Below are 22,510 nucleotides of genomic sequence, written 5' to 3'. Positions count from 1 at the left end.
TTCAAAATTCTATTTAAGACTTGTTTAATGATGTATTACCTAATTCCTGGAAAAGCTTCAGGGCATTATGGCAGGATTCAATAGTGAAAGTGTTGGCATTAATTGTTTCTCCATCTATTTCCACAATGCTGTTGCAGTTAACGCTGATTTTTTGAGCCCTTCTGTTTATCACATATTTATCCCTTATGTAGGTACCATTACGCAGAGACAACAATTTGAATAGAATTCTGATTTTTGGCATGTACTTTATTATATGCACATCAAGAAATCCATCATCTATAAGGGATTCGGTTGATGCGTGTATTCCCTTTCCATAATACTGGCCGTTTGCAATTATTATATCTATGATATTTTCATGAAAACTTTCCTTTCCAACTTCTATATCCGACATGACCGGCTTCATTTTCATAATGCACGAAAGTATTGCGTGAATAAAGGTTAATCCACTTCTATGCCGGATGGAATTAACCCTTTCCATTACCATGCCACCGAGTCCTGATTCCATGATATTTATAAAATATCGGGATTCTCCGTTTATATGAACAAGTCCGAGATCTATATTTCTGAATTTTCCAGTGGAGAGAATCTCTGGAATTTCTTTAATGTTTACGCGCCCGATCGTTCTGGACAAGTCGGAACCTGTGCCAGCAGGAACAGGAACCAGAACTATATCTTTTCCAGCCAGAGCCTGTACTGCATAATTTATTGTTCCGTCACCCCCAACTGTAATGAGGTATTTTATATCTAAATTCTTTTCAATAAAATTAATAAAATTCTGCGGGTTTTTTTCTGTGTATGAAGAAGTTACATCATAATTATTCAACAACAATCGGATCTCCTCCATTATCCTGCCCGCATTTCCCGAACCAGCATATTCATTTCCCAGTATGTGGATCCTCATGGCTCACCTCCATTAATGTATAAATTCTTTCCTCCATTGATTTCCCAAGATCCGGTGAATAAATGCTTAAGGCCAGTCTCCGCCTTATGATATCTTCCGGTTTTACCGGGCATTCGTATTTTATTATTTCTTCCAGGCTCTGAGACTTCCTTGAATAATCTATATATGGCATATTCTTTATTTTCAGTGGTTTGTTCAATATACCCGAAACAATTTTAGCTGTCTTTCTTGCACCTACCCTGTAATCTGTTATTTTGCCCCCAAGTACGGAGATGAAATTATCAATCACCGATATTTTGAAATCCCTTGATATCTTTCCAGGGTCATTTCCAGCACCCAGTAAAACTCTTATTCCTGAGAAAGCAGCAATAATTTTATCTTCTTTAAATTCTGGGAAGAATGGACTTATGCTTTCAATCAGGTACCTGATATCTTCCCTATTTATAGAAAAATCATCAGGATTATCTATAAATTTGTCAGTTGTTCCAATATATGCTACCTCCCCTGAAGGTATAATAAAAAGTTGCCTGCCATCAATGAGGGATTTGATAACAGCCGCATTTTTTCTTCCCCAGACAGAAAAGGGAAAAACAATATGAATTCCCTTGCTGAGCCTGAAATTTTGTTCTGTGGGCATTCCTGCTATCTCTAATACCCCGTTACCCCAGGGTCCAGCTGCATTTATAACTATCCTGGAGTTGATTGTTTTATGCGTTCCAGAAATACTGTCATAAATTGTAATACTGTAAGCTCCATTGTATTTTTTTATTGCCTTTGCTTCCATGTAGTTCAGGCAAGATGCTCCATGCCTCTGGGCTGAAACTATGTTATAAATCACGAGTTCTGAGTCCACAGTAATTCCATCCATATAGCTATAATATCCATCAATTCCCCCTGGATAAGTTCCAGTATTCCTGACATGCCGGGGCAATGGGAATTTTCCAGACAATAAATTGTAAAGCGACATTCCGATTCCAAGTTCTATCCTGTTCCACATCTTTTTTCCGGTAAATATATGAAATTCTATAGGCCTGACTATATCAGTATGCCCAATAAGATAATTTCTCTCCTTTAAAAGTCGAAAAACCTCCAGAAATCTACCATTCTGAAGATATCTTAATCCCCCGTGGATAAGCTTTGATGATCCGGAACTGGTACCAGAAGAGAAATCGTTTTTTTCAACCAGCAATGTGCTCACACCGTTTTCTGCCAGTATATTTGCAATTCCGGCTCCGGTTATTCCACCGCCTATTATAGTCACCTCATATGTCTTGCCCTCTATGGAATTAATGATGTTCTTCCTGGTATCTCTGGAGAATTCATCACTCATTTTTCCACCCGGAGAAGAGATTGTCATCAAGCAGAGATTGCATTCTTATTTTATTAGGATGCTGATATTTCTTAAGGTACGTGCCCATGCCGTGATGATCTGACAGCGCGGCCCCCATTTTTATAAAATTATTCATTATACTTTCCCGTACTGCACTGAGGTCTTCCATGGCATTTTCCGATCTTATTATGAAGGTAAAATAAATGCATGCACCTGTTTCATACATATGGGAGAGATGTGCCATTATAATGCCCTTAAATCCCCTTTCCTTTTCAATTGAATGAAATTTCTGGATGGTGCTTTCATGAAGGGCTGGCATAACATCCCACATTGCAGAGGTTTCCAGGGTATCCGGTACATATCCATGTTTCCAGAGAATATTTGCCATTGCAGGTCTTGTATATCTTTCCCTGAACCACTGCCTGGCTGCAAATGATCCCGCTGAAATGCCGCCTGAAATTTTATCCGGGAACTGTGAATTATTATTTACTCCTATCATCATTGCCCCTTTTCCGACACCACGCATTTTAAGATAGTTCAAAAACAGCCTTTTAAGCGATGAATCGCCTCCACTTGAAATGGCAATACTGGTTTCGGTTTCATCGGAAAGCCTGAGAATCGTGGGAAACCTATCCATGGTTCTTATTGCTTCTATTCCGTCGTTAAAGCTTTTAAAGAAGTAGGATTTGAAAAATCTTTTTGCAGGCTGCCGGAAAGTCTTTAGGGTAGCCTCAACTATTAGCCCATATTTCCCCTCACTGCCCAGAAATGCGGATTTTGCTGGGAACCCGGATGATTCTCTGGGAACAATTCTGTCATCTATTTCCCCCTGAGACGTTATTGCCCTGACCGAGATAATTGCATTTTCTATACCACCATACTGGTTGGATTCCTGTCCGTTTTCCAATGTACCTATCCATCCACCCACGGTCGAGTAGTTAAAGGATTCTGGAAAATTGCCACAGGTATATCCATGTGAATTCAGTGTTTTTTCCAGTTCTGGGCCATATGTTCCCGAACCAACTGTTACAGTATTTCCCTTCAATGATATGCTGTTAAGCCTGGATGTGTCTATTGCAATAACGCCAGATCCGGGTTTTAATCTAAAACAGCCGGTTACATTTGTGCCACCTCCAAACACTAAGGCCTTTAATCCGGAATTTTTTATGCCATCCATTATACTATTTAGATTGTTATATTCAGGATAGACAACACCTTCAACTATTGGCATAGAAGCATTGTACCTTGATTCAAGAATTTCAGGAGATGATTTTCCAATTGAGTGTAAAAACCTTGATTTTATGTCAATACTGAAACTTCCTTCCGGAAAAAACCTCTTTAAATCGGTTTCAGAGCCACTATACATATTTTCATCTATATTTCTATTTCCGTCCCAGACAACATTTGTATGCACCTCAAACATATTTTCTATTACCTTAAACTCTGGAGAAAAATCCCTACTTATATCTTCACCATATAGAACCGGAATTAACACATAATACAAATAGAAGATAATATATAACGTTATGCCGGGCAACAATATGAGAGATGTATAAAAATTTAAAAGATTGCTTCTTTTAAAACTTAACTTATTAACGATTAACTATCACTAACTTTTGCCATTGATGTATGTACAGAATTATTGTAATTTTGTTTTAGGTTTTTCTCAGCATAGCTAGGAATGGTAATGATATGTAATATATCCTCCATTCATATTTTTCTGATATGGTAATATTCCCAATTCGCTACATTTGTAGCTGTTTCTCCACGGAATGCGTGTTAACCTTGTGGCATTCTCCAGCAATAAAGGTTGCATATTTCAACCAATAATAGATAATGTGTTCAGAAATCAGGCATTCCACATTGGATTGTAATTTTTAGATATTGCATTTCCTTTATTTTTTCTCCTAAGGGTGTAATATTTTTCGTTCACGATGATAAAACTTTAAATTGCCGTTATTATATAGACATTTATGGAATTGGATTGCGAAGAATTTCATCGTTGGTTTGACCAGGCACTGTACACCTATAATCTCATCGATTCTGATATTAATAATAAGGGTTACAGCTGGGCATGTTTTAAGGCTCAACAATGTGGAGAACTGGCCATTAAAAGTATACTATTATCCTTTGGAAAGAATGCTTTTGGCCATGGAATACTGAATCTATACAATCAAGTTACTGAAATATTCGGACCTAATATGGAAATAAAGAATGCAATATCATATCTTGATAAGTTATATATATCACCAAGATACCCAGATGCGTTTACCGAAGGCTCCCCATGGGAACATTTTACGGATAATGATGCTCTTCTTGCAAAAGAATCGGCAGCGAAAATCATATCCTATGTAAAAGAGGTGATGCCCAATTGCCAATAAATGAGGAAATTGAAATTAGAAGAGAAAAGCATAAACGCACATTAAATCTACTGAACCAGTATGCAACAGAGTTATCCAGAGAATTGGGGAATGTAACCTTCATATTGTTTGGATCATACGCCAGGGGAGATTTTAATTTGTGGAGCGATATAGATATAATAGTTATATCAGATAAATTTAAGAATATAAGATTTTTAGATCGCCCATATATTCTGCCTGAACTGTATGATGAAATCAATTATGCTGATATAATTTGTTGGGATTATATGGAAGCACAAAAAATGCTTTTAAAACCATCATGGAAAGAGGCGTTAAAAAATTCCATAACAATAAAAGATGACTATAAATTAATGTAATAATAAGTGTAAGGATCGAATTATTATTATGCTATTTTATTCAACAGAGTAGGTAGCCGGGAATTAAGATTTCAGCATTTGAGTGTTATCTTACCACAGTGATATTTTTGATTTTATATATAATATACAAAAATCTGAGCCCGCCGGGATTCGAACCCGGATTATAGGCTCCGGAGGCCTATATGATAATCCGTTACACCACGGGCCCCTAAGATTTATAACCTATATCCCTGAGAAGTTTCCTGCGTTTTTCTTTGTCCGAATCCTGTTCAACTCCTACTGGGGAATAGCCATCCGCGATCCCTATTATAGCATTTGTATTTTCTGTTTTTGCTAATATTACCTTAAGCGGATTTGCAGTGGCAGCAAAGATTGTTCCCACTTCCTGGCTCATTTTCAGTTGTGGTAATATGCTTATGGGAAAGGCATTTTTCAGGAGTATAATAAAAGTATGCCCGGCTGAAATTGCTTTTATATTGTTTATGCCATAATCTATTAATTCTTTGCTATTTCCTTCATAGCGGATTAATTTATCACCGGAAGCTTCAGAAAATACTATAGCATATTCACATGCCGGAATTATTGTTTTTATTATCTCATTTATATCTTCAACCGTCTTGATGAAATGGGAATAACCCAGTATAACATTCACGCCATCGGGTTTTTCAATTTCTACGGTAATAATTTCCATAATAACTTAATTGAATAAACAGATATTAATTTATTCCATATTACTGCCTTAAAAAGTTAAAAAGCATGATTATACCGGCAACTCCCAGGAGGCTTATAAACATAAGAGGTATTGCAACATCAGGTCCAAGAAAATGGGAAAAGTAGTAATATATATAAACGGTAATTCCACTCTGGAGGATGAAAATTGAACTAAATCCTATAATCTGTGAATATACTCTGGCATGTAAATGCCTGTAATAACCCACATAATATACTAAAAGCACAGCCAGTGCAATGAGTTCAAATGCCGCAATTGCCATATCTGAAATCCAGAATAACTCCATAGTTGCACCATTATTGTATGATAAATATTTAAATTTATATGAAAATAATTAATTATTGGAGCGAGGATATGTTACCTGCACCGGTTATGTGGAACGTTTCATTTATTATCATATAGTTCACAGGTCCTGTTGATGAGTGGCCTTCATTGTAATACTCGATGCGGTATGTTGTATTTATGTACTGGAATGCATGTGTTGCACTATTCTGTACTATAAACTGAACGAAATTGGCTGTTACTGTTGCTGTGTTTCCGTTTATTGTTACTACTGGATTATTCGTTGTACTGGTTGATGCATAGAACCATACTGCCTGCCATGCTGTAAAGAACTTATTCCATGTGGTGTTTATTGCAGATGTTCCGTGGTATGTGCCGTTTAATGGGCCTCCTATCCAGTGCAATGTTGCATTTCCTGCGTATTGCTGCATGATAATCGAGGAATTCTCAATAGCTATCTGGTTCCAGTGTTCAGTTGAAAGCTCACGGGCGTCGTTTACTTCCAGCTGTGTTTTATCCCTGGCTATGGCCGAGCTGTCCATGTAATAGACACCGATAAATGCACCTGCGAATATTATGGTCAGTGCTATAAAAACTGCTGATATGATTTTCCAGTTCATTTTAGATCTATTATCTATTTCCTGTAATGTATAAATGCATATTTCAAAATTATATGCAATTCATTTACAAATTATATACAGAAGGATAAGCATACTATAATACAATTACTTCTTTTCTTCAATTATCTCTCTTACCATGTGAAAATTTTTCTGGTAATAATCGGAAAGAAAATAAATACATCCATAGCCATCGCCCTCTTTTCTTACTATTCCATTGTCAAGAAGTACCTTTATGTGATGTTGAGCTGTCCTGTAATTAGATTTCAATGCTTCAGCTATTTTATTGATGTTTTCCGGATTGTCCCGCAATATTTCCATGATCATGGCCCTTTTCTGCCCGCCACGGGTTGCAACTAGAAGCCACCACAGTATTCTATGGTATTCGTCCGGAAAATCCATAAGTTTGTTATTGCCATTACAATTTAAATATTACCATAAAAAAATACACAAATTATAAAAAAAATAATTTAAGTCCGGGATTTCATATTGAATTCCCCTGCATCCCTTAAAATTTCTGGCTTTTTCATTCTGTAATACATGGTCACCACAATTCCGCCTCCCAGTATCCACAATATTGTAATTATGAAGGATGCAAAATATGCGTCATTTACCGCACTTGGAGCAGTAAAGAACTTGGTGAAGATATTGCTCATGGTAAAGTATACGACTATAAGTCCCAGGATGGTAGCTATGGATGGCAATATACCATGCTTCAGGAGATTGAATTTGTCTACCCTTTTTGTGTATATTGTCAGAGATGTGTTTGCTATCATATGAACTATGATTATGGATATTCCAGTACCTGCTTCAAGAACAAATGCGGCACTCAGTGGACCGAAAATAAGCCCCATGACAACATCTAAGACAAATGAAAGCAGTGCCCATATTACAACTGCATTGGCAGGAGAATGATGCTTCTCGTTTATCTTTCCAATGGTTTCCGGGAACACCACATGGTCCCTGGCTGCAGAGTACCACCATCTGCTAACTGCAGTGGCCTTTGAAACACCGTTGGAGAGATAGCTGTTTATGGTGAAGACAATAAGCAGCACCAGGCCGACAGGACCCAGATATCTGGAGAATACTGTAAGTCCTGCATCACTATGTGTTGCAAAGCTTCCTATATTGCTAACACCCCATCCAACTGTGAGTGCATAGGCTGCCGGAATCAGTGCCACTGCTGTGAGGATCATAGCAATTACTATTGATTTTCCTATGTTCTTTTTGGGCTTGCTTATTTCCTCTGATATGGTTGTGACAACTCCTGAACCGGTAAAATCCAGTATTGAGAATACCGATGCAAACATAATGGATGAAAATCCAATACTGTATGGCCCGCTTACCTCAAATGGTACAACAGAATTGTGTGCTCCCACCCTTATTATTATAATTATCGAACCAATTAGCAGGAACATAATTTCAAGGAGTCCTGCAATTGCAGTATAGTTCAATGAAGGCCGTATTCCAAGATATGTTACTATGATAATAAATGCCGTAAACATACCTGCGAAAAGTATCCAGAGATATGGAATGGAAGTTACCGAGGGTGCCATAAGGAATATAAAGGCTGATAATCCAAGTATTCCGAATGCTGCACCGGTAATGTCGTAGTACATGAAACTCAGTGCCGTTATTGGACCAAGCCTGCCCTTGTCAGTGGCACCTGCAGCATAAGCGTAATAACTCCCAGAATTAGATTTGAGCTTTGAAAACTCATATGGAGTTACCATCCATAATGCATAAATTATCCATCCTATTATTACAGACATAACTGTCTGGGCTCCTGAAATTGAGAATGATGCTACCAGCAATATGGCTATATCAGCCGCCGGCGCCACCTGCCCCAGAGATTGAAAAACTCCCTGAGTAAGCCCAACAGAGTCTCTTTTTAATTTGGTGTGCGTGATAACCATTTTTACACCTGTATGTATTATCTTTAAATAGTATAAAGGTTTTTCGTTACAAATTCTCAGATTTAATATAATTAAAATAGTAATATAGTCCAAAATCTACTGTTCTTTATATGCCGAATATTATCCTTTGCTATATCATTAAAAAAATCCAAAAATCGTAAGAGTATATTCTAATCAAAAAAAATTAATGTTTAATAAGTTTCCAGTCACTTTTTGCTGCCACTTTTCCCTTTCTTTTCTGTACATAGTTATACGCCGAGAGGGCTGCTGTGGCACCCTGGCCGGCAGATATCACGGCCTGTTTGTATGGTGTATCGGTTACATCGCCGCAGGCAAATATACCTTCGGTGGAGGTTTTACAGAATTTATCCACTATTACCTCATTATTTTCATTCAGTTTCACTAAGTCTTTCACAAAGCCAGATTTTGCTATATATCCCATTTCGGCAAATACAGCTGAGACTGGCAGGGTGTTTCTTTTTCCACTGGATTTATTTTCAAAGGTTATGGATTCTACTGATTGTTTGCCATTTACCGAAATTAATGTACTGCCAAAAAAGATTTCCTTGTTTTTTATACTGTTTACAGTTTCCAGCATTTCATCTTCCCCGAGCAGTTTTCTCCCATTGGTTATATAATGAACCTTGCCGGCAACAGAAGACAGGTATATCATAGCCTCAAGGGCATGACTTCCGTTTCCCACTATTGCAACCTCCTTTCCCCGAAACAGTGGACCATCACATATTGCACAGTAAGATATCCCGTGGCCCTTTAGTTCAGCCTCACCACTTACATTAAGATCCCTTGGAGTCTTGCCAAATGCAAGTATCACTGACATTGATGAAAATTCCTTATTAGCGGTTTTCACTGTGAAATTATCACCATTTCTGGAAATTTTCAGTACCTCATCATATAGAAACTCTGTTCCATAATTCTGGGCTTGATCCTTGAATTTACCTGTCAGTTCAAATCCGCCTATCATGTCAAATCCAGGATAATTCTGTATATCTGTGGTAAGCAATGCCTGGCCGCCTATATCCTTTGTAATTACAAGGGTTTTCATGCCCTGCCTGGAGGCATAAATTGCTGCGGACAGCCCCGCAGATGCACCGCCAACTATTATGGTATCATAGGTATCCATAATACCACCATTATGCCAGGTCTTTGATTTTCTGGATCAGGAATTCCTTTGGAACAACACCTATTGACATGTCCACAACCTTCCCATTTTTAAAGAACATGATTGTTGGTATGCTCTCTATCCTGAGGTTCCTTGATGTAACGGGATTTTCATCCACATTTACCTTTCCGAAATTTGCCACATCAGAGTATTCTCCTGAAAGCTCGTCTATCACAGGAGAGATATATCTGCATGGTGCACACCAGGCTGCCCACATGTCGATAACTGATAATTTCGGTGAATTTACAAATGACTGGAAATTCCTGTCGTTTAACTCAACTGGCCCGCTTTTTCCTGTACTCTTACCAAATACATTGTTGTTTTCCATTCTAATTACCTCCATAAACAGCATAATGCCATTATTATAGCATAACTGTTAAAAAGATATTTCAAAAAGATATTTAACTGTATTGTATGGTATTGTAAAAACAATGCAATATAGTTATATAGAAATACACAATATAGAAATATGGGTTCCTTTAATCAGATACTGGATGAAAATGCCACCTGCAGGGATATGTTTGAATATTTTTTCGATCTGTCACCATCTGATGTTGCCGTTCTTTATTCTCTCACCAGGGACACATGTGAGACTCTGGATGATATAGCCATGAAGATTCAGAAGGACAGGACAACTGTATTTAGGTCTCTCCAGAGACTTGTTGGAACTGGACTGGTCACAAAGAAAAAAAATGTAATGGAGCGTGGAGGATATTATTATTCATATACAAGAATCAGCTCTGCAAAGATAAGTGATTTAATCAATGAGAAAGAAAAAGCTTTCCATGCTGTGCTTCAATGCCTGTTAAATGATATAGATAAAGAATTCAAACATGAAATATATCAAAAATATTAATAGTATCTGGCAATAGTTACTCTAATGATCAGGATACAGGAAGATAAAATAATTCCAGAAGACCTCATAAATGAAGTGAGGAGCAGGGAGGCAGGAGCCATAGTTACATTTTTTGGAACTGTAAGATCAAGGGATGAAACATCGGAAAATGTTATAGGTCTTATATATGAGGCATATGAGGAAATGGCAATTAAAAAGATAAAAGAAATTGTGGATGAGGCAGGAAAAAGATATCCAATAATGGATGTTTCAATTATTCAGCGGATAGGGCGAGTAAATCTTAGTGAAGATTCAATCGGCATAGCTGTATCATCTGAACACAGAGGAGATGCATTCCATGCATGCGAGTACATAATAGACCAAATAAAAATTTTGCCTCCCATATGGAAAAAGGAAGTTTATTCCTCCGGCGAAGTCTGGAAGTCTGAAACATAACCCTTAGTGAAATATTTTGACCGGCCAGTATAAACTGCTATTCCAGTAAATATGGAAACTATGAGGAATAATATTATAGCATTGAATTGCAATCCCACAAGCACCAGTATTGCCCCTGCTGTCAGGCCGCTCACTGCCTCCATAATTTTATTGAACATATAGTTCCAGCCGTTTCCTATTCCCCTTAATGAAGTGGGTATAAACTCATTCAGAACGGCATTGTATGCCATTGGGCCTGAATAATTCATGAAAATGATGACTATGGATAATGGTATTACAGAGTATACCGGCAGTATTCTGGAGAATGCCATAAACAGTGCAAATATGGATATTGCAGCAATTATGGATGGAATTACAGCTGCACGGTATATGCCGAAATGTTTTGCCAGCAAAGGTGATATCACTGCACCGGCAAATCCAAAACTGTATATTATTGCATCTGCCTCCAGTATCTGATAAAATGTCAGAAATTTTAATATTTCCAGCATATATGTAATGTAAAATGCAAAGCCCCAGCCAATGAATCCAACTATACCGTTCAGGGAAAAGGCAAAAAGGAATTCCCTGTTGAGCCCCCTGTAGAATATGGATACAAGGTTCTTCAGACCTGTATTGTTTTTATGTTCAGATGCTTTTATATCCAAATCCCTGCCATATACATTCCTTAAGACCTTACGGGTTTCCCGGTATTTACCATTGCCATAAAGCCATATTGGAGTTTCCGTCAGCCTTGATCGGAGGAGGAGGATTATGGCTGCGAATATTCCCCCTATAACGAAGATGTAGCGCCAGACAGAATCGTTGTGTATTGCTCTATCCAGAAGGAATACAGAACCCACAGCAATCAGTGCAACAACGGAAAAGCTGTATGCCCACAGTGAGTAATAATGGTTTCTCTGTCCCCTGCTTATATATTCATAGATATAGGAAAATCCTGTGGCAACATCACTACCTATTGAAAAACCCATTATTATCCTGAATATGGTGAATTCGTATATGTTAGTGGATACAGCAATTAAGAATGCAAAAACAATGAATATTGCCATATTGTACATCAAAAGCCTTTTCCTCCCAAATCTGTCAGTAAGGTATCCACCAAGGATGGCACCCCCTATGGCACCAATATTGGCTGCCGCAATGGAAATGCCAAGCATTATGCCCAGTGGATTGAGGTCTGCCCTGAAGAATGTAAGCACAAATCCGAATGCTGTCAGATCCCACACATCCAGGAATACACTGGCTGATGCTATGAAAACCATGTATATGCCCTTTATATTATCATGTCTGTAGACAAATTCGGCCACACTGTTGGATTCCATAGCATTCTTAAATGCAGTAGAGATAAAAACCTTTGCAGAAACAGGATTACCGGACTATGGAAATAATTAATAGCCAGTAAGTTTTACATTCTCTATGCAGGTCAAGGAAAAAAATGCCGTCTCCGAACTGGTAAATACAGTGGGGAAAGAGAATATACTTACAGCAAAGGAGGAATTGATACCATATATGAAAGATGCTTCCTATATAGAAGGTATAATGCCTCTTGCCCTATGCCTCCCAAAAAACACAGACCAGGTTTCAGATATTATGAGAATATGCAATAAATACAAAATCAATGTGACTGCAAGAAGTGGTGGTACTTCACTGACAGGCTCATCCACAGGTAGCTTTTCAGGGGTTATTCTCAGCACTATGAATTTAAACAGGATACTTGATATGGACATATCATCAAGATATATTGTATGTGAACCTGGAGTCAGGATAGACACTCTGAACAGTGAGCTCAGGAAATACAATTTCTTTTATCCACCTGATCCTGCAAGTTCCAGGGCATCCACCATAGGCGGTTCACTGTCCACCAACGCTGGAGGTTTACGGGCAGTGAGGTATGGTGCCACAAAGGAGTGGGTACTGGGCATGGAGGTAGTCCTCCCAACCGGTGATATTATAAGGACAGGGGAGTATACACTCAAACGCAGTGCTGGATATGATCTCACTGCATTAATGATAGGAAGTGAGGGGACACTTGGGATAATAACTAAGGCCATACTGAAGATAGAACCTTTGCCTGAAGCCACTGCAAGGATCATAGGTTTTTACAGTGATATAAAATCTGTGGGAAAATCCATGGATACCATAAAAAGCCAGGGGATTACACCCATAATGTCGGAATTCATGGATCTGGGTACCATAAATTCAATAAGGAAAGCCATGGGGCTTGAAATACCTGATTATACAAAATTTCTTCTTATGGTAGATGTTGACAGCCCTTCAGAGGCACTGGAGAAAAAGATTGGGGCAATCCAGAATATTATGAGTAAATTCTCCAGGGATGTGATAGTGGTCAGGGACCAGAAAAGGATGGATGAAATATATGCTGCCAGAAAGGGTGCATATTCTGCACTCCTGGAACAGAGGGAAAACAGCAGGCAGCTTGTAGTAATAGGTGATGTGATTGTGCCTTCCAGCCAGCTTGCCGATTCTCTTGAAGAGATAGAGGAATATGTCAAAAAAGATGGAATCAAGACAACACTTTTCGGGCATATAGGTGATGGAAACATACATGCCAATATGTTCATGGACAATACAGAGGAGGGAAGAAAAAAAATGGAGAAACTCCAGATGGACATTGCAAAGGTTGCCATAGAGCATAATGGGTCAGTTTCAGCGGAACACGGAATTGGAACCGAAAAAAACCTTCTTCTCTACGAAGAATATAGGGCAAGGAATTCACTATACTCCCTGGAAATCATGAAACTTATCAAGAAAGCTTTCGACCCTAATAATATACTCAACAGAGGTAAGATTTTCTATGAACCTGATTGAAGAGATAGAGAATATTACCGGTAAATGCATAAGTTGTGGATTCTGCGAGAGTGTGTGCCCCACTCTGAGTGCTGATGGATTCAACTCAGTCTTCGGAGCACGTGGAAGGGTTATTCTAGCTGATTTTGCCATAAAAAATAATCCGGATGAGCTTGAACTTGGTGATTCATTCTATTCCTGCCTTGACTGCTACGCATGCGTGAACGTGTGTCCGGCAGGTGTGAATGCTGGAGTTGTCAGCGAGCTGATGAGGGAACTGGTTGTTTCTGGTAAGGCTGGTAAGAAAAATCCTGTTGCAGAAATGATAAAAACAAGCATAATGAATTATGAAAATCCACTGGGGCTCAAGGAAGAAGCAGCTTCCTGGGCAGATGGCATCAAATTTGATGAGTGCAGCACACTTATGGTGACAGGCCAAATGTACCAGATGATGCCATATACAAGGCAGATCAACAGGATAAGAAAGTACATTGATGAGGATTTAGTGGAAAATGTGGCCTCTGCACTCAATAGCCATATATCGTTAATAAAGATATCAAGGCATTTCTATGACAGGGAACTTAAGATGAAGATGGAATCCGACCTTAGAAATATTGTATCACTGTTGCAGAAATCAGGTGTCAAATTCGGATACCTGGGTACTGAGGAGCCATATCCTGGAATGTTTCTCTACGATTTAGGATATATAGATGAATTCAGGGAATATGCAGAAAGGGTATATGCATTACTGGTGAAAAAAGGTGTAAAAAAAATTATTGCTATTGATCCCCATACATATGACATTTTTCAGAACATATATCCTAAATTCATAAAGAATTATAAGATAAAAATAGTTTATTATACAGATCTACTGGATTTGAAATACAGGAATTTCAATGGTAATATAACTGTCCAGGAACCGTGCCACATGGTATTGCACAACAACAGCTTCAGAGCCATTGACATATTGAATTCAGTTGCAGAAATAAGGTTGCCTGAGAGAAATGGCAAATCAACAATGTGCTGTGGAGGGCCGGATGAACTTCTTTTCCCTGATATTTCAGGCAAGGTCTCCATGCAGAGATATGCTGATCTGAAAAAGAAATCCGACAACATCGTCACAATATGCCCATTATGCTACAATAGTCTTGCTTATGACAAAAATGTCTGGGATTTTTCAGAATTTATGGGAAAACTTGTTCAGAATAAATGATGTTTTTGAATATTTAAACTCAGAAATTGTATATTTAATTACTCTCCCTCATTTTGTTATATACTGATTTCGAAAAACCTTTATATGGAAGTGTTATACAAAATGAAAGTGGTAAAATGCAAGTTGTAAAGATCGGTGGATCAATATTGAAAAATAAGGAAGATTTACTCCTTATAAAACAAAAATTGATGGACTGCCATAGTTGCATTATTGTTACATCCGCTCTGAAGAATGTAACGAATATGTTAATAAATGCCTATGAGACAAAAAACACAGGGATTATTGATAATATTTACAACATGCATATTAACACAATAAATGTTAACCCAGAAACTGCTAAAATCCTCATGAAATACAGAGATAAATTGAGGGACCTCGTCCTGAGGGAACATTCTTTGTCTTTGCGGGATAATATAATATCATATGGGGAGAGAATGGCAACTGTCCTGCTGTATAATTTCTTTAAGGACAATGGATTCAATGCCTCTTATATAATAGATCCATTGCTGGTTACGGATGATGTTTTCAGCAATTCTAACTGCATTATGGATAAAACGGCTAAGAAGATTATGAATACTGTTTTAGGTGATTTTACCATAGTACCAGGATTTTATGGTGCCACAGAAGATGGGCAGATTACAACCGTAGGCCGTGGTGGCAGTGATTATACTGCCATGGTATTTGCATCGGTGCTCAATTGTGATGTAAGGATAATAACCGATGTTCCGGGAATAATGACTTCCGATCCAAGGGTATTCGAAAATTCCAGAACTCTTCCAGAGGTTTCCATGAGTGAAGTTCTTAAAATGTCCCATTTCGGCGTAAAAAATTTTAATTACAAAACCTTTGTTCCCGTACTTGGAATGGATATAAACATAACTGTGGAATCACTATATGAGGAAGGCATAACGAGAATAACCAAAAAACCAGTGAACAGCGTCAAATGCGTGGCACTCACTGGCTATGGCAATGACAGCGGTAAAAACATGCTGGTCTTTATAGGGCATGGGCTCTCTGATCCAGATATAAGCGGTAATATAATTTCTGCAATAGGTCAGGAACATCTGTACCACATGGATGGCCTTTCACTGTCACTCCTTGTTGATGATGACCTGATAAACAACAAAAGATGCTTCCAGGAGGCACCTCTATGGATAAAATAAGGGTTTCGCTTCTGGGATCTACTGGCATGGTAGGCCAGAAAATGATAAGGCTTCTGGAGAATCATCCATACATTGAACTGGTTAAGCTGAGTGCATCTGATTCAAGAATAGGAAAAAAATATTCAGAAACAGTTAGCTGGATAGAGCAGGGTGGCATACCGGAAAAATTCCGTGATATGAGGCTTGTATCTTCATCTCCTGAGGATAATAGGGATGTGGACTACGTACTTTCTGCCCTTCCACCTGAGGCTGCGGAATCTGCGGAAATTCAACTGGTAAAAAATGGAATAAATGTCATATCAAATGCCTCGCCATACCGCCTTTCAAAGGATATACCACTTATAAATCCTGAACTTAATTTTGAACATCTAAGAATACTTGAAGGAAAGGACACAAAATTTGTTAAAAACCCAAATTGCACATCTGCCATAATGGCCATGCCAATAGGCGAGATACTTGGACTTGACTATGAACGGATTTTTCTGGTTTCAATGCAGGCAATTAGCGGTGCTGGATTTACTGGACTGCCCTATATGTCCATTGATGATAATATAATACCATATATCCATGGAGAGGAAGAAAAGATACCTGCAGAGATATCAAAGATGTATGGCATGGCAGAAAATGGAGAAATAAATAGCAGAAAAATCAGGATGTCTGTAACATCGGTAAGGGTTCCTGTTAAGGTAGGGCACATGGGTATACTGAATGTGGAGTTGAAAAGCAGACCGGATATTGAAAACCTGATTGCAAGAATCAAAAATTTTTCACCACTCCGTGGATTCACTGGACTGTACAATGCACCGAAACATCCCATAGTTGTACATGACGAAGAGGACAGGCCTCAGAATGCCATAGACACATACAATGGCATGGAAGTCCATATAGGCAGAATTTCCTATAATGACGGGAACCTGAGAATGGTAATCCTTGGAAACAATCTTGTAAGGGGAGCTGCAGGAATTACCATACTTACCCTTGAAACTATGAAGCAGATGAATTTAATTTGATTTTATATAATTTATAACAGACATAATATTCCCACCTAAAGTTATTTTAGATATTTTTGAAAGTGCCTTGCTGTCACTGTTGAAAGCTATAAAGTTGTTCACAGCCCTGTACATCGAGTAATCCGATTCCGAATCACCAACGGCAATGCATTCCTCCGGTGAAACATTATATTTTTCCATTACTTTTTTCATGACTGTGTCCTTTTTTAAAGGATTAACCTGAACTTCTCCATCAGGGATAATCTTGCCTGTGCTGTCTAAAAAAATCCCATTGGCATATGCTTCATCGATGCCAAAATCTTTCACCAGCCTTTCTGCAAGCCATAAAATACCACCGGAAACGATTACGGACATAATACCCTTTCTTTTCAGGTATGATATGGCATTTTCAAGCCCGGGCATTGGTTCTATTTCATCCAGTATTTTTTTGATATCATCGTATCTTATTCCTGGATATTTCTCTATCCATGCCCTGATATCCCTGATAAAAAAATCCTCATATGACAGTTTTCCGTCCATATACTTAAGAAAGTTCTCCCTGTTATTTATTCCCAGTCTATTGTTGACATAGAACCAGCTGCTTTTCTCCGCAGTAAGAACACCATCCATATCAAAGAAAATTATTTTTATCATTTCAGTAAGTCCTGGAAAAGGAAGATATTTTCCCCGGCTTTCCACATACAATGCATGGCCCTGTTAAATCAATATTTCTTATTGCCCCAAGTGCAACCTTTTCAGATATTTTTTCTATTTTGTCAGAACATTCCCTTGCCCCGCACCAGTATGCCATTATCATTTTATCTTCATTTATTTTTTCCATACTGTCAATAAAAAGTGTGTTGGCTTTATAAAATTCAGAGGCCTTAGCCTGAATGTCAGAATTAACTTCCTGGAGGTATTCATACATATCTCTGATATCCTCTAATTCTGCTCTTATCTTTTTCTTCCTTGTCCTTAATGATATGGTCACAGTTTTTTCTGCAACTTCCCTTTTTCCTATTTCAATTCTTACAGGAACTCCCTTCATTTCCCAGTCATTGAATTTATATCCTGGTGTATAATCGCTCCTATCGACCTTACACCTTATTCCTATTTCCCTTAATTTTGACTGTATATTGTCTGAATATTCCAGAATTTCATCATAATTATCTCCAGGTATGGGAACTATTATTACCTGTACAGGCGCAAGTTTATATGGCAATACCAGACCCCTGTCGTCACCGTGGATTCCTATTACTGCAGCCATCAGGCGTTCACTGAGGCCGAATGTGGTCTGTGAAACATAGTTCATATCACCCTTCTCATCCAGATATTTGATCCCATAATTCTTTGCAAAATTTTCACCGTACTCATGTATTGTACCGATCTGCAGGGAACGATATCCGGGCATTGGTGTATCAAATGCCACTGAATACATAGCTCCGGGAAATTTGTCCCAGTCAGGCCTTATGTCCATGGAAAAATTAATACACAGATCATTTGAAAGCCTTTCCATTATTTTTAAATAATCATCCATCTGCCTTTCAGCATCATCAAAATCCCTGTGTGCCGTATGAGCCTCATAAAAGTGGATTTCCCTGACCCGTATGAATGATCTGGTATGCTTTGTTTCGTAACGGTACACATTCACTATCTGGAATATCCTGAATGGAAGGTCCGTATGTGACCTTATCCATAAAGGAAACATGGTATACATTGCCGCCTCGCTTGTTGGCCTAAGTGCCAGATCTATGTCCAGTGGAGTTGTGCCACCTTTGGTAACCCAGTATATTTCATTTTCAAAGCCCTTTACATGCTCAAATTCCACTTCGAGCTGTTCTCTTGATATTAATACAGGAAAACTTACCTCTTCTATTCCACTGTCACCGGAATATTCTCTCAGAAGCGAATCTATTGAATGCATTATTTTAAGCCCGTAGGGCAGCCAGACATTCATTCCTTTGATATTATAACGTTTGTCGCTTAATTTTGCAATGTCTATAATTTCGTTGTACCATTCACTGAAATTAGTTTTATTATTTTCCATCTGACATTTATCTTTAACCATTATATATTATTTTTTAACCTGGGTCTCTGTCAGGAGATAAGTATTTATCCATGCATATATGTATAAAATTATAAGTCCTACCGTGAATGCTACTATGGAATAAACAAAAATCTCCAGTTTTGTAACGCTGTATATCATATAATCTGAAAAGGTTGAAATCCCAGTGGGAAAAACATATGCCCAGACTGCCATGGATTGCCTTTGCCGGATGTGTGTGATTGCTACTGCCCCTGAAACAAGAAACAGGAACAGGTCAAACCCCCATAACATGACTGATGTGTTTACTGCAAAATTTAGAGGAACATAGAATATGCCTATGTAATTAAACTGCGGCATAAACATGATATTTATTATGAGCATACTTAAGGCACCCACAGGAATCATTGCTGTCGGGGCAGTTTGAAGATAATTTTGCCTGTCGCTTATATGTGATATATAGGCTGATATTCCCACAAAGAGAAACTGGAAAAAGGAAATGCCAAAGGCAATCATTACCATAAAATAAACTGTACGGAGTATACTGAGGCTGTAATACTTAGACATTGGTGGAGTCAACATGACAGAAGATAATATTATGTTCGCGCTCATGACTATGGAGGGGACAAGGATGGCATATGTTACTCTGCCGAAACTATATTTATTGGTATATAGATTATAATTTAGGACTATGTTGATCAAAATTACTACAGTGTAAAAAAACAGGAAAAGGTAATAGAAAAGATATGCCACAGATCCATTTAATCCTACATATGAAGTATAGAAGAATGCAAAGGCATAATAAAGCACTCCAAGGAATGCAATAAAGCTAAATTTTGTAATATCTTTATAATCTTCCATTATGAGATTTTTATTCTTTATATACCGGAAAACCCATGAAACGAATACAAATGCAAAAAATATTAGAACTATGAAATATATTATTTTTCCAACTTCAAACAGAAACTTGCTGTGAAATACCAGGTAAATTATAAAGAAAGCCAGAGAAATAGATAATGTACCCAGCACCACGGGAAACCAGCCCGAATCCAATCCCTTATATGCCATTGACAAGGTTATAACCATATTATTAATAATTTAATCTGTTACTGTGTGTTTTTTGCCCCCGTTTTCCAGAAACACTGTATATATAATATCTGCTGCGATAATGAAAAAAATATTTTATTAGTAAAGGTTTTTATAGGATAATTCTTTTATATTTTTATGAGAATAGCAGGGTTTATTTCCGATCAGTTGACAGAGAATCCAGTAAAGGTAAATTACACATGGTATGACAAATCCAGCGGAATAGTGCAGTGGAATTTTGAAAATATGGGAAGCACTACCAGGTCGTTTATACTCTTAAGAGGCATAGAGGAAAATCACAAGGTTTCAGAGATATATGCATTCGGTAACGCATTCTATCCACTATATTATAAGAATTTTAATGTTGATTTTGTAACAAAACCAGAGGCACTGGTAAATGTTTCCGCAAAGGCCAATAACGCTCCTCTTGCAGTAATTGAAAATTCCGATTCTACATTGCTTGTTGCTTTTCTTTACACCCTATCAGGAGGGAGTAGATATTCCGTACTGGAAGGTGGCTGGAAGGGAATAGAGCCAGGAGGAATAAAAATTGTGCTGGCAAAATATGCCATGACAGACAACTTCAGCATAAAATATGATGAGAAACAATGCACCCTGTATAATGAAGAGTCTAAAACGGATTATGGATGCCCTGAAAACCCCTTTACAGTAAGGAGCGCATTAATGAAGATAAATAACAGCATAAAGCCACTATTCAATGACAGAATATCAGTAATTAATGATGGAAAAGACGGTCAAATGCTTTAGTACTTGCTATAATCATGAAAATGAAATGGGTATTATGAAGCGTTGCAGTGCCTGCTTGATCAATATCTTTATAGCGCATATACAAAAATCACTTTTACTGGATAGCCTATTAGGTCAAAAACACACCTATGCATGGTATTTTAACTCATAAATTAACAATAAAAATATATGCAACAATTGCCGGTATCGAATTTAGGAAAGGAATAATCTGTTTCAGTTTTTTAACTTCCTCCTGGCTATATTTTTGTCGAAATCCTGGTAGAAATCGTAGTTTATGACTTCATACTGCTCCTTTCTGGTCATCATGTTGTTTATAATTCCTTCCTGTGTGCCCTGAACCTTTAATGCTTCCAGTGCATCGTCCATGGCCTTGGCTGCTATTCTAAATAGAGTTACCGGAAATATAACAAAGCGGTATCCCATTTCCTGAAATTCTGAGGCCTTTATAAATGGAGTTTTTCCGAATTCTGTCATATTTGCCAGCAGTGGAAAATCAGTATTCTCCACAAAATACCTGAATTCCTCACGGTCTGTAAGTGCCTCTGGGAATACAATGTCTGCACCCTCCTTAACGTATGTTTTTGCCCTTTCCAGTGCATCATCCATTCCGGTGACTGCCCTTGCATCGGTCCTTGCAATTATCAAGGAATCTTTTCTTGCGGCACTGGCAGCCCGGATCTTTTCTACCATATTGTCCTTCGACACTACTTCCTTCCCATTGAGGTGCCCACATCTCTTGGGTGAAACCTGGTCCTCTATCTGTATTGCCGATGCACCGGCTTCTTCGAGAAGTTTTACTGTTCTGTATACGCTCAATGTTTCTCCGAAGCCCGTGTCTGCGTCAACTATTATTGGTATATCAGTAATTTCATGAATGCTTCTTACCATGCCTGCAAGTTCTGTGAGCGTAATTACCCCCAGATCAGGAAGGCCCATGGAAGCTGTTAAACCTCCACCGGAGAGATATACTGCCTTGAAGCCCTTTCTCCCTGCAAGTAATGCGGAAAAAGGATTGTAAACACCGGGAACAGATAAAAATTTATTATTAAGAAGATCAGACAAGTTCGACCACCTCTCTGTCCTCCATTGTCCACATATCCTCCAGTGTGTCAGTAATTCCTGTTAACCTTACAAACTTTGATTCTATCTCCCGGTCTGTCATGGGATTCCTGTAATGCCCTTTTGGAATTTCAATCTCGCTTTCTAATGTTTTTCCCCTGCACTTTACCTCCAGCCTGATGGGAAGTTTTTCCGGATACTGTGCTGTGTACTCCTTAAGTTCGGTTATATGTATCTTATCCATTAATGCAATAATCTGTTTGTTTCTTATATCGTTGTAGTTATTTACCCAGAAATCCTTATTTACTAATGTCGAGGCTATAATGAATGGAAGGCTGTGGTCAGCTGTTTCCTTGTTGGTGGGATGCCATTTTTCCTTATCTGCAAGTATGGAAACGC

Annotated in this window: 24 protein-coding genes, 1 tRNA gene and 1 pseudogene; 9 read left to right on the top strand and 17 right to left on the bottom strand. The window is 38.2% G+C overall.

Features of this window, described 5'->3' with window-relative positions:
* Positions 1-13: 13 nt before the first annotated feature.
* The 3 genes from AMDU4_RS11805 to AMDU4_RS11795 are packed head-to-tail and all read right to left on the bottom strand — an operon-like array spanning position 14 to position 3,726.
* Complete coding sequence (locus tag AMDU4_RS11805) at positions 14-901, bottom strand: diacylglycerol kinase family protein (protein WP_021788192.1); 888 nt, start codon at positions 899-901, stop codon at positions 14-16.
* Complete coding sequence (locus tag AMDU4_RS11800) at positions 876-2,231, bottom strand: FAD-dependent oxidoreductase (RefSeq protein WP_021788191.1); 1,356 nt, start codon at positions 2,229-2,231, stop codon at positions 876-878. The genes AMDU4_RS11805 and AMDU4_RS11800 overlap by 26 nt, the downstream gene beginning before the upstream one ends.
* On the bottom strand, positions 2,224-3,726 hold the full coding sequence (locus AMDU4_RS11795) for an FAD-binding protein (RefSeq protein ID WP_290705251.1): 1,503 nt from the start codon (positions 3,724-3,726) through the stop codon (positions 2,224-2,226). The genes AMDU4_RS11800 and AMDU4_RS11795 overlap by 8 nt, the downstream gene beginning before the upstream one ends.
* 478 nt (positions 3,727-4,204) lie before the next feature.
* Between AMDU4_RS11795 and AMDU4_RS11790 the strand changes: the two genes are divergently transcribed.
* On the top strand, positions 4,205-4,612 hold the full coding sequence (locus AMDU4_RS11790) for a HEPN domain-containing protein (protein ID WP_021788189.1): 408 nt from the start codon (positions 4,205-4,207) through the stop codon (positions 4,610-4,612).
* Complete coding sequence (locus AMDU4_RS11785) at positions 4,603-4,968, top strand: nucleotidyltransferase domain-containing protein (RefSeq protein ID WP_021788188.1); 366 nt, start codon at positions 4,603-4,605, stop codon at positions 4,966-4,968. Before AMDU4_RS11790 ends, AMDU4_RS11785 begins: the two co-directional genes overlap by 10 nt.
* 135 nt (positions 4,969-5,103) lie before the next feature.
* On the opposite strand, the gene AMDU4_RS11780 is transcribed toward AMDU4_RS11785, so the two are convergent.
* From AMDU4_RS11780 to trxA, 8 genes are all read right to left on the bottom strand, one after another.
* Positions 5,104-5,176 (bottom strand) — tRNA-Arg (locus tag AMDU4_RS11780).
* Positions 5,177-5,659, bottom strand: coding sequence for an adenosine-specific kinase (locus AMDU4_RS11775; RefSeq protein WP_021788187.1), 483 nt, complete (start codon positions 5,657-5,659; stop codon positions 5,177-5,179).
* Between the two features lie 40 nt (positions 5,660-5,699).
* Positions 5,700-5,984: a hypothetical protein gene (locus AMDU4_RS11770; protein WP_021788186.1), complete on the bottom strand. Its 285-nt coding sequence runs from the start codon at positions 5,982-5,984 to the stop codon at positions 5,700-5,702.
* Positions 5,985-6,036: 52 nt separating this feature from the next.
* Positions 6,037-6,600, bottom strand: coding sequence for a nuclear transport factor 2 family protein (locus AMDU4_RS11765; RefSeq protein WP_021788185.1), 564 nt, complete (start codon positions 6,598-6,600; stop codon positions 6,037-6,039).
* 105 nt (positions 6,601-6,705) lie between these two features.
* The gene (locus AMDU4_RS11760) at positions 6,706-6,999 is read right to left on the bottom strand and encodes a helix-turn-helix domain-containing protein (RefSeq protein ID WP_021788184.1); all 294 of its coding nucleotides are present in this window, start codon (positions 6,997-6,999) and stop codon (positions 6,706-6,708) included.
* Between the two features lie 68 nt (positions 7,000-7,067).
* Positions 7,068-8,513, bottom strand: coding sequence for an amino acid permease (locus tag AMDU4_RS11755; RefSeq protein WP_021788183.1), 1,446 nt, complete (start codon positions 8,511-8,513; stop codon positions 7,068-7,070).
* Positions 8,514-8,697: 184 nt separating this feature from the next.
* Entirely contained in the window at positions 8,698-9,654 is a 957-nt protein-coding gene (locus AMDU4_RS11750; protein ID WP_021788182.1) for an NAD(P)/FAD-dependent oxidoreductase, read from the bottom strand.
* Between the two features lie 10 nt (positions 9,655-9,664).
* Entirely contained in the window at positions 9,665-10,021 is a 357-nt protein-coding gene (gene trxA / locus AMDU4_RS11745; RefSeq protein ID WP_290705248.1) for a thioredoxin, read from the bottom strand.
* Between the two features lie 141 nt (positions 10,022-10,162).
* On the opposite strand from trxA, the gene AMDU4_RS11740 reads away from it, so the two are divergent.
* Entirely contained in the window at positions 10,163-10,549 is a 387-nt protein-coding gene (locus AMDU4_RS11740) for a helix-turn-helix domain-containing protein (RefSeq protein ID WP_021788180.1), read from the top strand.
* Between the two features lie 24 nt (positions 10,550-10,573).
* Entirely contained in the window at positions 10,574-10,984 is a 411-nt protein-coding gene (locus AMDU4_RS11735; protein ID WP_021788179.1) for a molybdenum cofactor biosynthesis protein MoaE, read from the top strand.
* Here the strand turns inward: AMDU4_RS11735 and AMDU4_RS11730 are convergent.
* Positions 10,948-12,303, bottom strand: a complete 1,356-nt coding sequence (locus tag AMDU4_RS11730; protein ID WP_021788178.1) for an MFS transporter — start codon at positions 12,301-12,303, stop codon at positions 10,948-10,950. The two genes, AMDU4_RS11735 and AMDU4_RS11730, sit on opposite strands and share 37 nt — an antisense overlap.
* Positions 12,304-12,397: 94 nt before the next feature.
* Here AMDU4_RS11730 and AMDU4_RS11725 point away from each other — a divergent pair, with 94 nt between their 5' ends.
* The 4 genes from AMDU4_RS11725 (at position 12,398) to asd (ending at position 17,175) form a co-directional block, all read left to right on the top strand.
* Positions 12,398-13,810, top strand: a complete 1,413-nt coding sequence (locus AMDU4_RS11725) for an FAD-binding oxidoreductase (RefSeq protein ID WP_021788177.1) — start codon at positions 12,398-12,400, stop codon at positions 13,808-13,810.
* Positions 13,797-15,002, top strand: a complete 1,206-nt coding sequence (locus tag AMDU4_RS11720; RefSeq protein WP_021788176.1) for a (Fe-S)-binding protein — start codon at positions 13,797-13,799, stop codon at positions 15,000-15,002. Before AMDU4_RS11725 ends, AMDU4_RS11720 begins: the two co-directional genes overlap by 14 nt.
* 116 nt (positions 15,003-15,118) lie before the next feature.
* Positions 15,119-16,165: a hypothetical protein gene (locus AMDU4_RS11715; RefSeq protein WP_290705245.1), complete on the top strand. Its 1,047-nt coding sequence runs from the start codon at positions 15,119-15,121 to the stop codon at positions 16,163-16,165.
* On the top strand, positions 16,153-17,175 hold the full coding sequence (gene asd, locus AMDU4_RS11710) for an aspartate-semialdehyde dehydrogenase (protein WP_021788174.1): 1,023 nt from the start codon (positions 16,153-16,155) through the stop codon (positions 17,173-17,175). Before AMDU4_RS11715 ends, asd begins: the two co-directional genes overlap by 13 nt.
* Here the strand turns inward: asd and AMDU4_RS11705 are convergent.
* The 3 genes from AMDU4_RS11705 to AMDU4_RS11695 are packed head-to-tail and all read right to left on the bottom strand — an operon-like array spanning position 17,167 to position 20,266.
* Complete coding sequence (locus AMDU4_RS11705) at positions 17,167-17,808, bottom strand: HAD-IB family phosphatase (RefSeq protein ID WP_290705242.1); 642 nt, start codon at positions 17,806-17,808, stop codon at positions 17,167-17,169. The two genes, asd and AMDU4_RS11705, sit on opposite strands and share 9 nt — an antisense overlap.
* Position 17,809: 1 nt before the next feature.
* Entirely contained in the window at positions 17,810-19,201 is a 1,392-nt protein-coding gene (gene proS / locus AMDU4_RS11700) for a proline--tRNA ligase (protein ID WP_021788172.1), read from the bottom strand.
* 27 nt (positions 19,202-19,228) lie between these two features.
* Entirely contained in the window at positions 19,229-20,266 is a 1,038-nt protein-coding gene (locus AMDU4_RS11695; protein WP_290705239.1) for a hypothetical protein, read from the bottom strand.
* Positions 20,267-20,422: 156 nt separating this feature from the next.
* Between AMDU4_RS11695 and AMDU4_RS11690 the strand changes: the two genes are divergently transcribed.
* Positions 20,423-21,052, top strand: coding sequence for a hypothetical protein (locus AMDU4_RS11690; protein ID WP_021788170.1), 630 nt, complete (start codon positions 20,423-20,425; stop codon positions 21,050-21,052).
* Between the two features lie 213 nt (positions 21,053-21,265).
* Here the strand turns inward: AMDU4_RS11690 and prpB are convergent, their stop codons facing one another.
* Together prpB and AMDU4_RS11680 are read right to left on the bottom strand one after the other, a co-directional pair.
* Positions 21,266-22,114, bottom strand: coding sequence for a methylisocitrate lyase (gene prpB, locus AMDU4_RS11685; protein ID WP_021788169.1), 849 nt, complete (start codon positions 22,112-22,114; stop codon positions 21,266-21,268).
* A pseudogene (locus AMDU4_RS11680) lies at positions 22,107-22,510 on the bottom strand (MmgE/PrpD family protein); the annotation flags it as partial. The gene prpB and the pseudogene AMDU4_RS11680, both read right to left, overlap by 8 nt.

Source organism: Ferroplasma sp. Type II, assembly GCF_000496155.1.
This window is presented reverse-complemented; position numbering and strand designations above follow the sequence as displayed.

Excerpts from the sequence above, each read along its gene's own strand:
- AMDU4_RS11805 (WP_021788192.1), bottom strand. The coding sequence starts at position 901 with ATGAGGATCCACATACTGGGAAATGAATATGCTGGTTCGGGAAATGCG.
- AMDU4_RS11800 (WP_021788191.1), bottom strand. The coding sequence starts at position 2,231 with ATGAGTGATGAATTCTCCAGAGATACCAGGAAGAACATCATTAATTCC.
- AMDU4_RS11790 (WP_021788189.1), top strand. The coding sequence starts at position 4,205 with ATGGAATTGGATTGCGAAGAATTTCATCGTTGGTTTGACCAGGCACTG.
- AMDU4_RS11775 (WP_021788187.1), bottom strand. The coding sequence starts at position 5,659 with ATGGAAATTATTACCGTAGAAATTGAAAAACCCGATGGCGTGAATGTT.
- AMDU4_RS11770 (WP_021788186.1), bottom strand. The coding sequence starts at position 5,984 with ATGGAGTTATTCTGGATTTCAGATATGGCAATTGCGGCATTTGAACTC.
- AMDU4_RS11765 (WP_021788185.1), bottom strand. The coding sequence starts at position 6,600 with ATGAACTGGAAAATCATATCAGCAGTTTTTATAGCACTGACCATAATA.
- AMDU4_RS11760 (WP_021788184.1), bottom strand. The coding sequence starts at position 6,999 with ATGGATTTTCCGGACGAATACCATAGAATACTGTGGTGGCTTCTAGTT.
- AMDU4_RS11755 (WP_021788183.1), bottom strand. The coding sequence starts at position 8,513 with ATGGTTATCACGCACACCAAATTAAAAAGAGACTCTGTTGGGCTTACT.
- AMDU4_RS11750 (WP_021788182.1), bottom strand. The coding sequence starts at position 9,654 with ATGGATACCTATGATACCATAATAGTTGGCGGTGCATCTGCGGGGCTG.
- trxA (WP_290705248.1), bottom strand. The coding sequence starts at position 10,021 with ATGGAAAACAACAATGTATTTGGTAAGAGTACAGGAAAAAGCGGGCCA.
- AMDU4_RS11740 (WP_021788180.1), top strand. The coding sequence starts at position 10,163 with ATGGGTTCCTTTAATCAGATACTGGATGAAAATGCCACCTGCAGGGAT.
- AMDU4_RS11735 (WP_021788179.1), top strand. The coding sequence starts at position 10,574 with ATGATCAGGATACAGGAAGATAAAATAATTCCAGAAGACCTCATAAAT.
- AMDU4_RS11730 (WP_021788178.1), bottom strand. The coding sequence starts at position 12,303 with ATGGAATCCAACAGTGTGGCCGAATTTGTCTACAGACATGATAATATA.
- AMDU4_RS11725 (WP_021788177.1), top strand. The coding sequence starts at position 12,398 with ATGCAGGTCAAGGAAAAAAATGCCGTCTCCGAACTGGTAAATACAGTG.
- AMDU4_RS11720 (WP_021788176.1), top strand. The coding sequence starts at position 13,797 with ATGAACCTGATTGAAGAGATAGAGAATATTACCGGTAAATGCATAAGT.
- AMDU4_RS11715 (WP_290705245.1), top strand. The coding sequence starts at position 15,119 with ATGCAAGTTGTAAAGATCGGTGGATCAATATTGAAAAATAAGGAAGAT.
- asd (WP_021788174.1), top strand. The coding sequence starts at position 16,153 with ATGGATAAAATAAGGGTTTCGCTTCTGGGATCTACTGGCATGGTAGGC.
- AMDU4_RS11705 (WP_290705242.1), bottom strand. The coding sequence starts at position 17,808 with ATGATAAAAATAATTTTCTTTGATATGGATGGTGTTCTTACTGCGGAG.
- proS (WP_021788172.1), bottom strand. The coding sequence starts at position 19,201 with ATGGAAAATAATAAAACTAATTTCAGTGAATGGTACAACGAAATTATA.
- AMDU4_RS11695 (WP_290705239.1), bottom strand. The coding sequence starts at position 20,266 with ATGGCATATAAGGGATTGGATTCGGGCTGGTTTCCCGTGGTGCTGGGT.
- AMDU4_RS11690 (WP_021788170.1), top strand. The coding sequence starts at position 20,423 with ATGAGAATAGCAGGGTTTATTTCCGATCAGTTGACAGAGAATCCAGTA.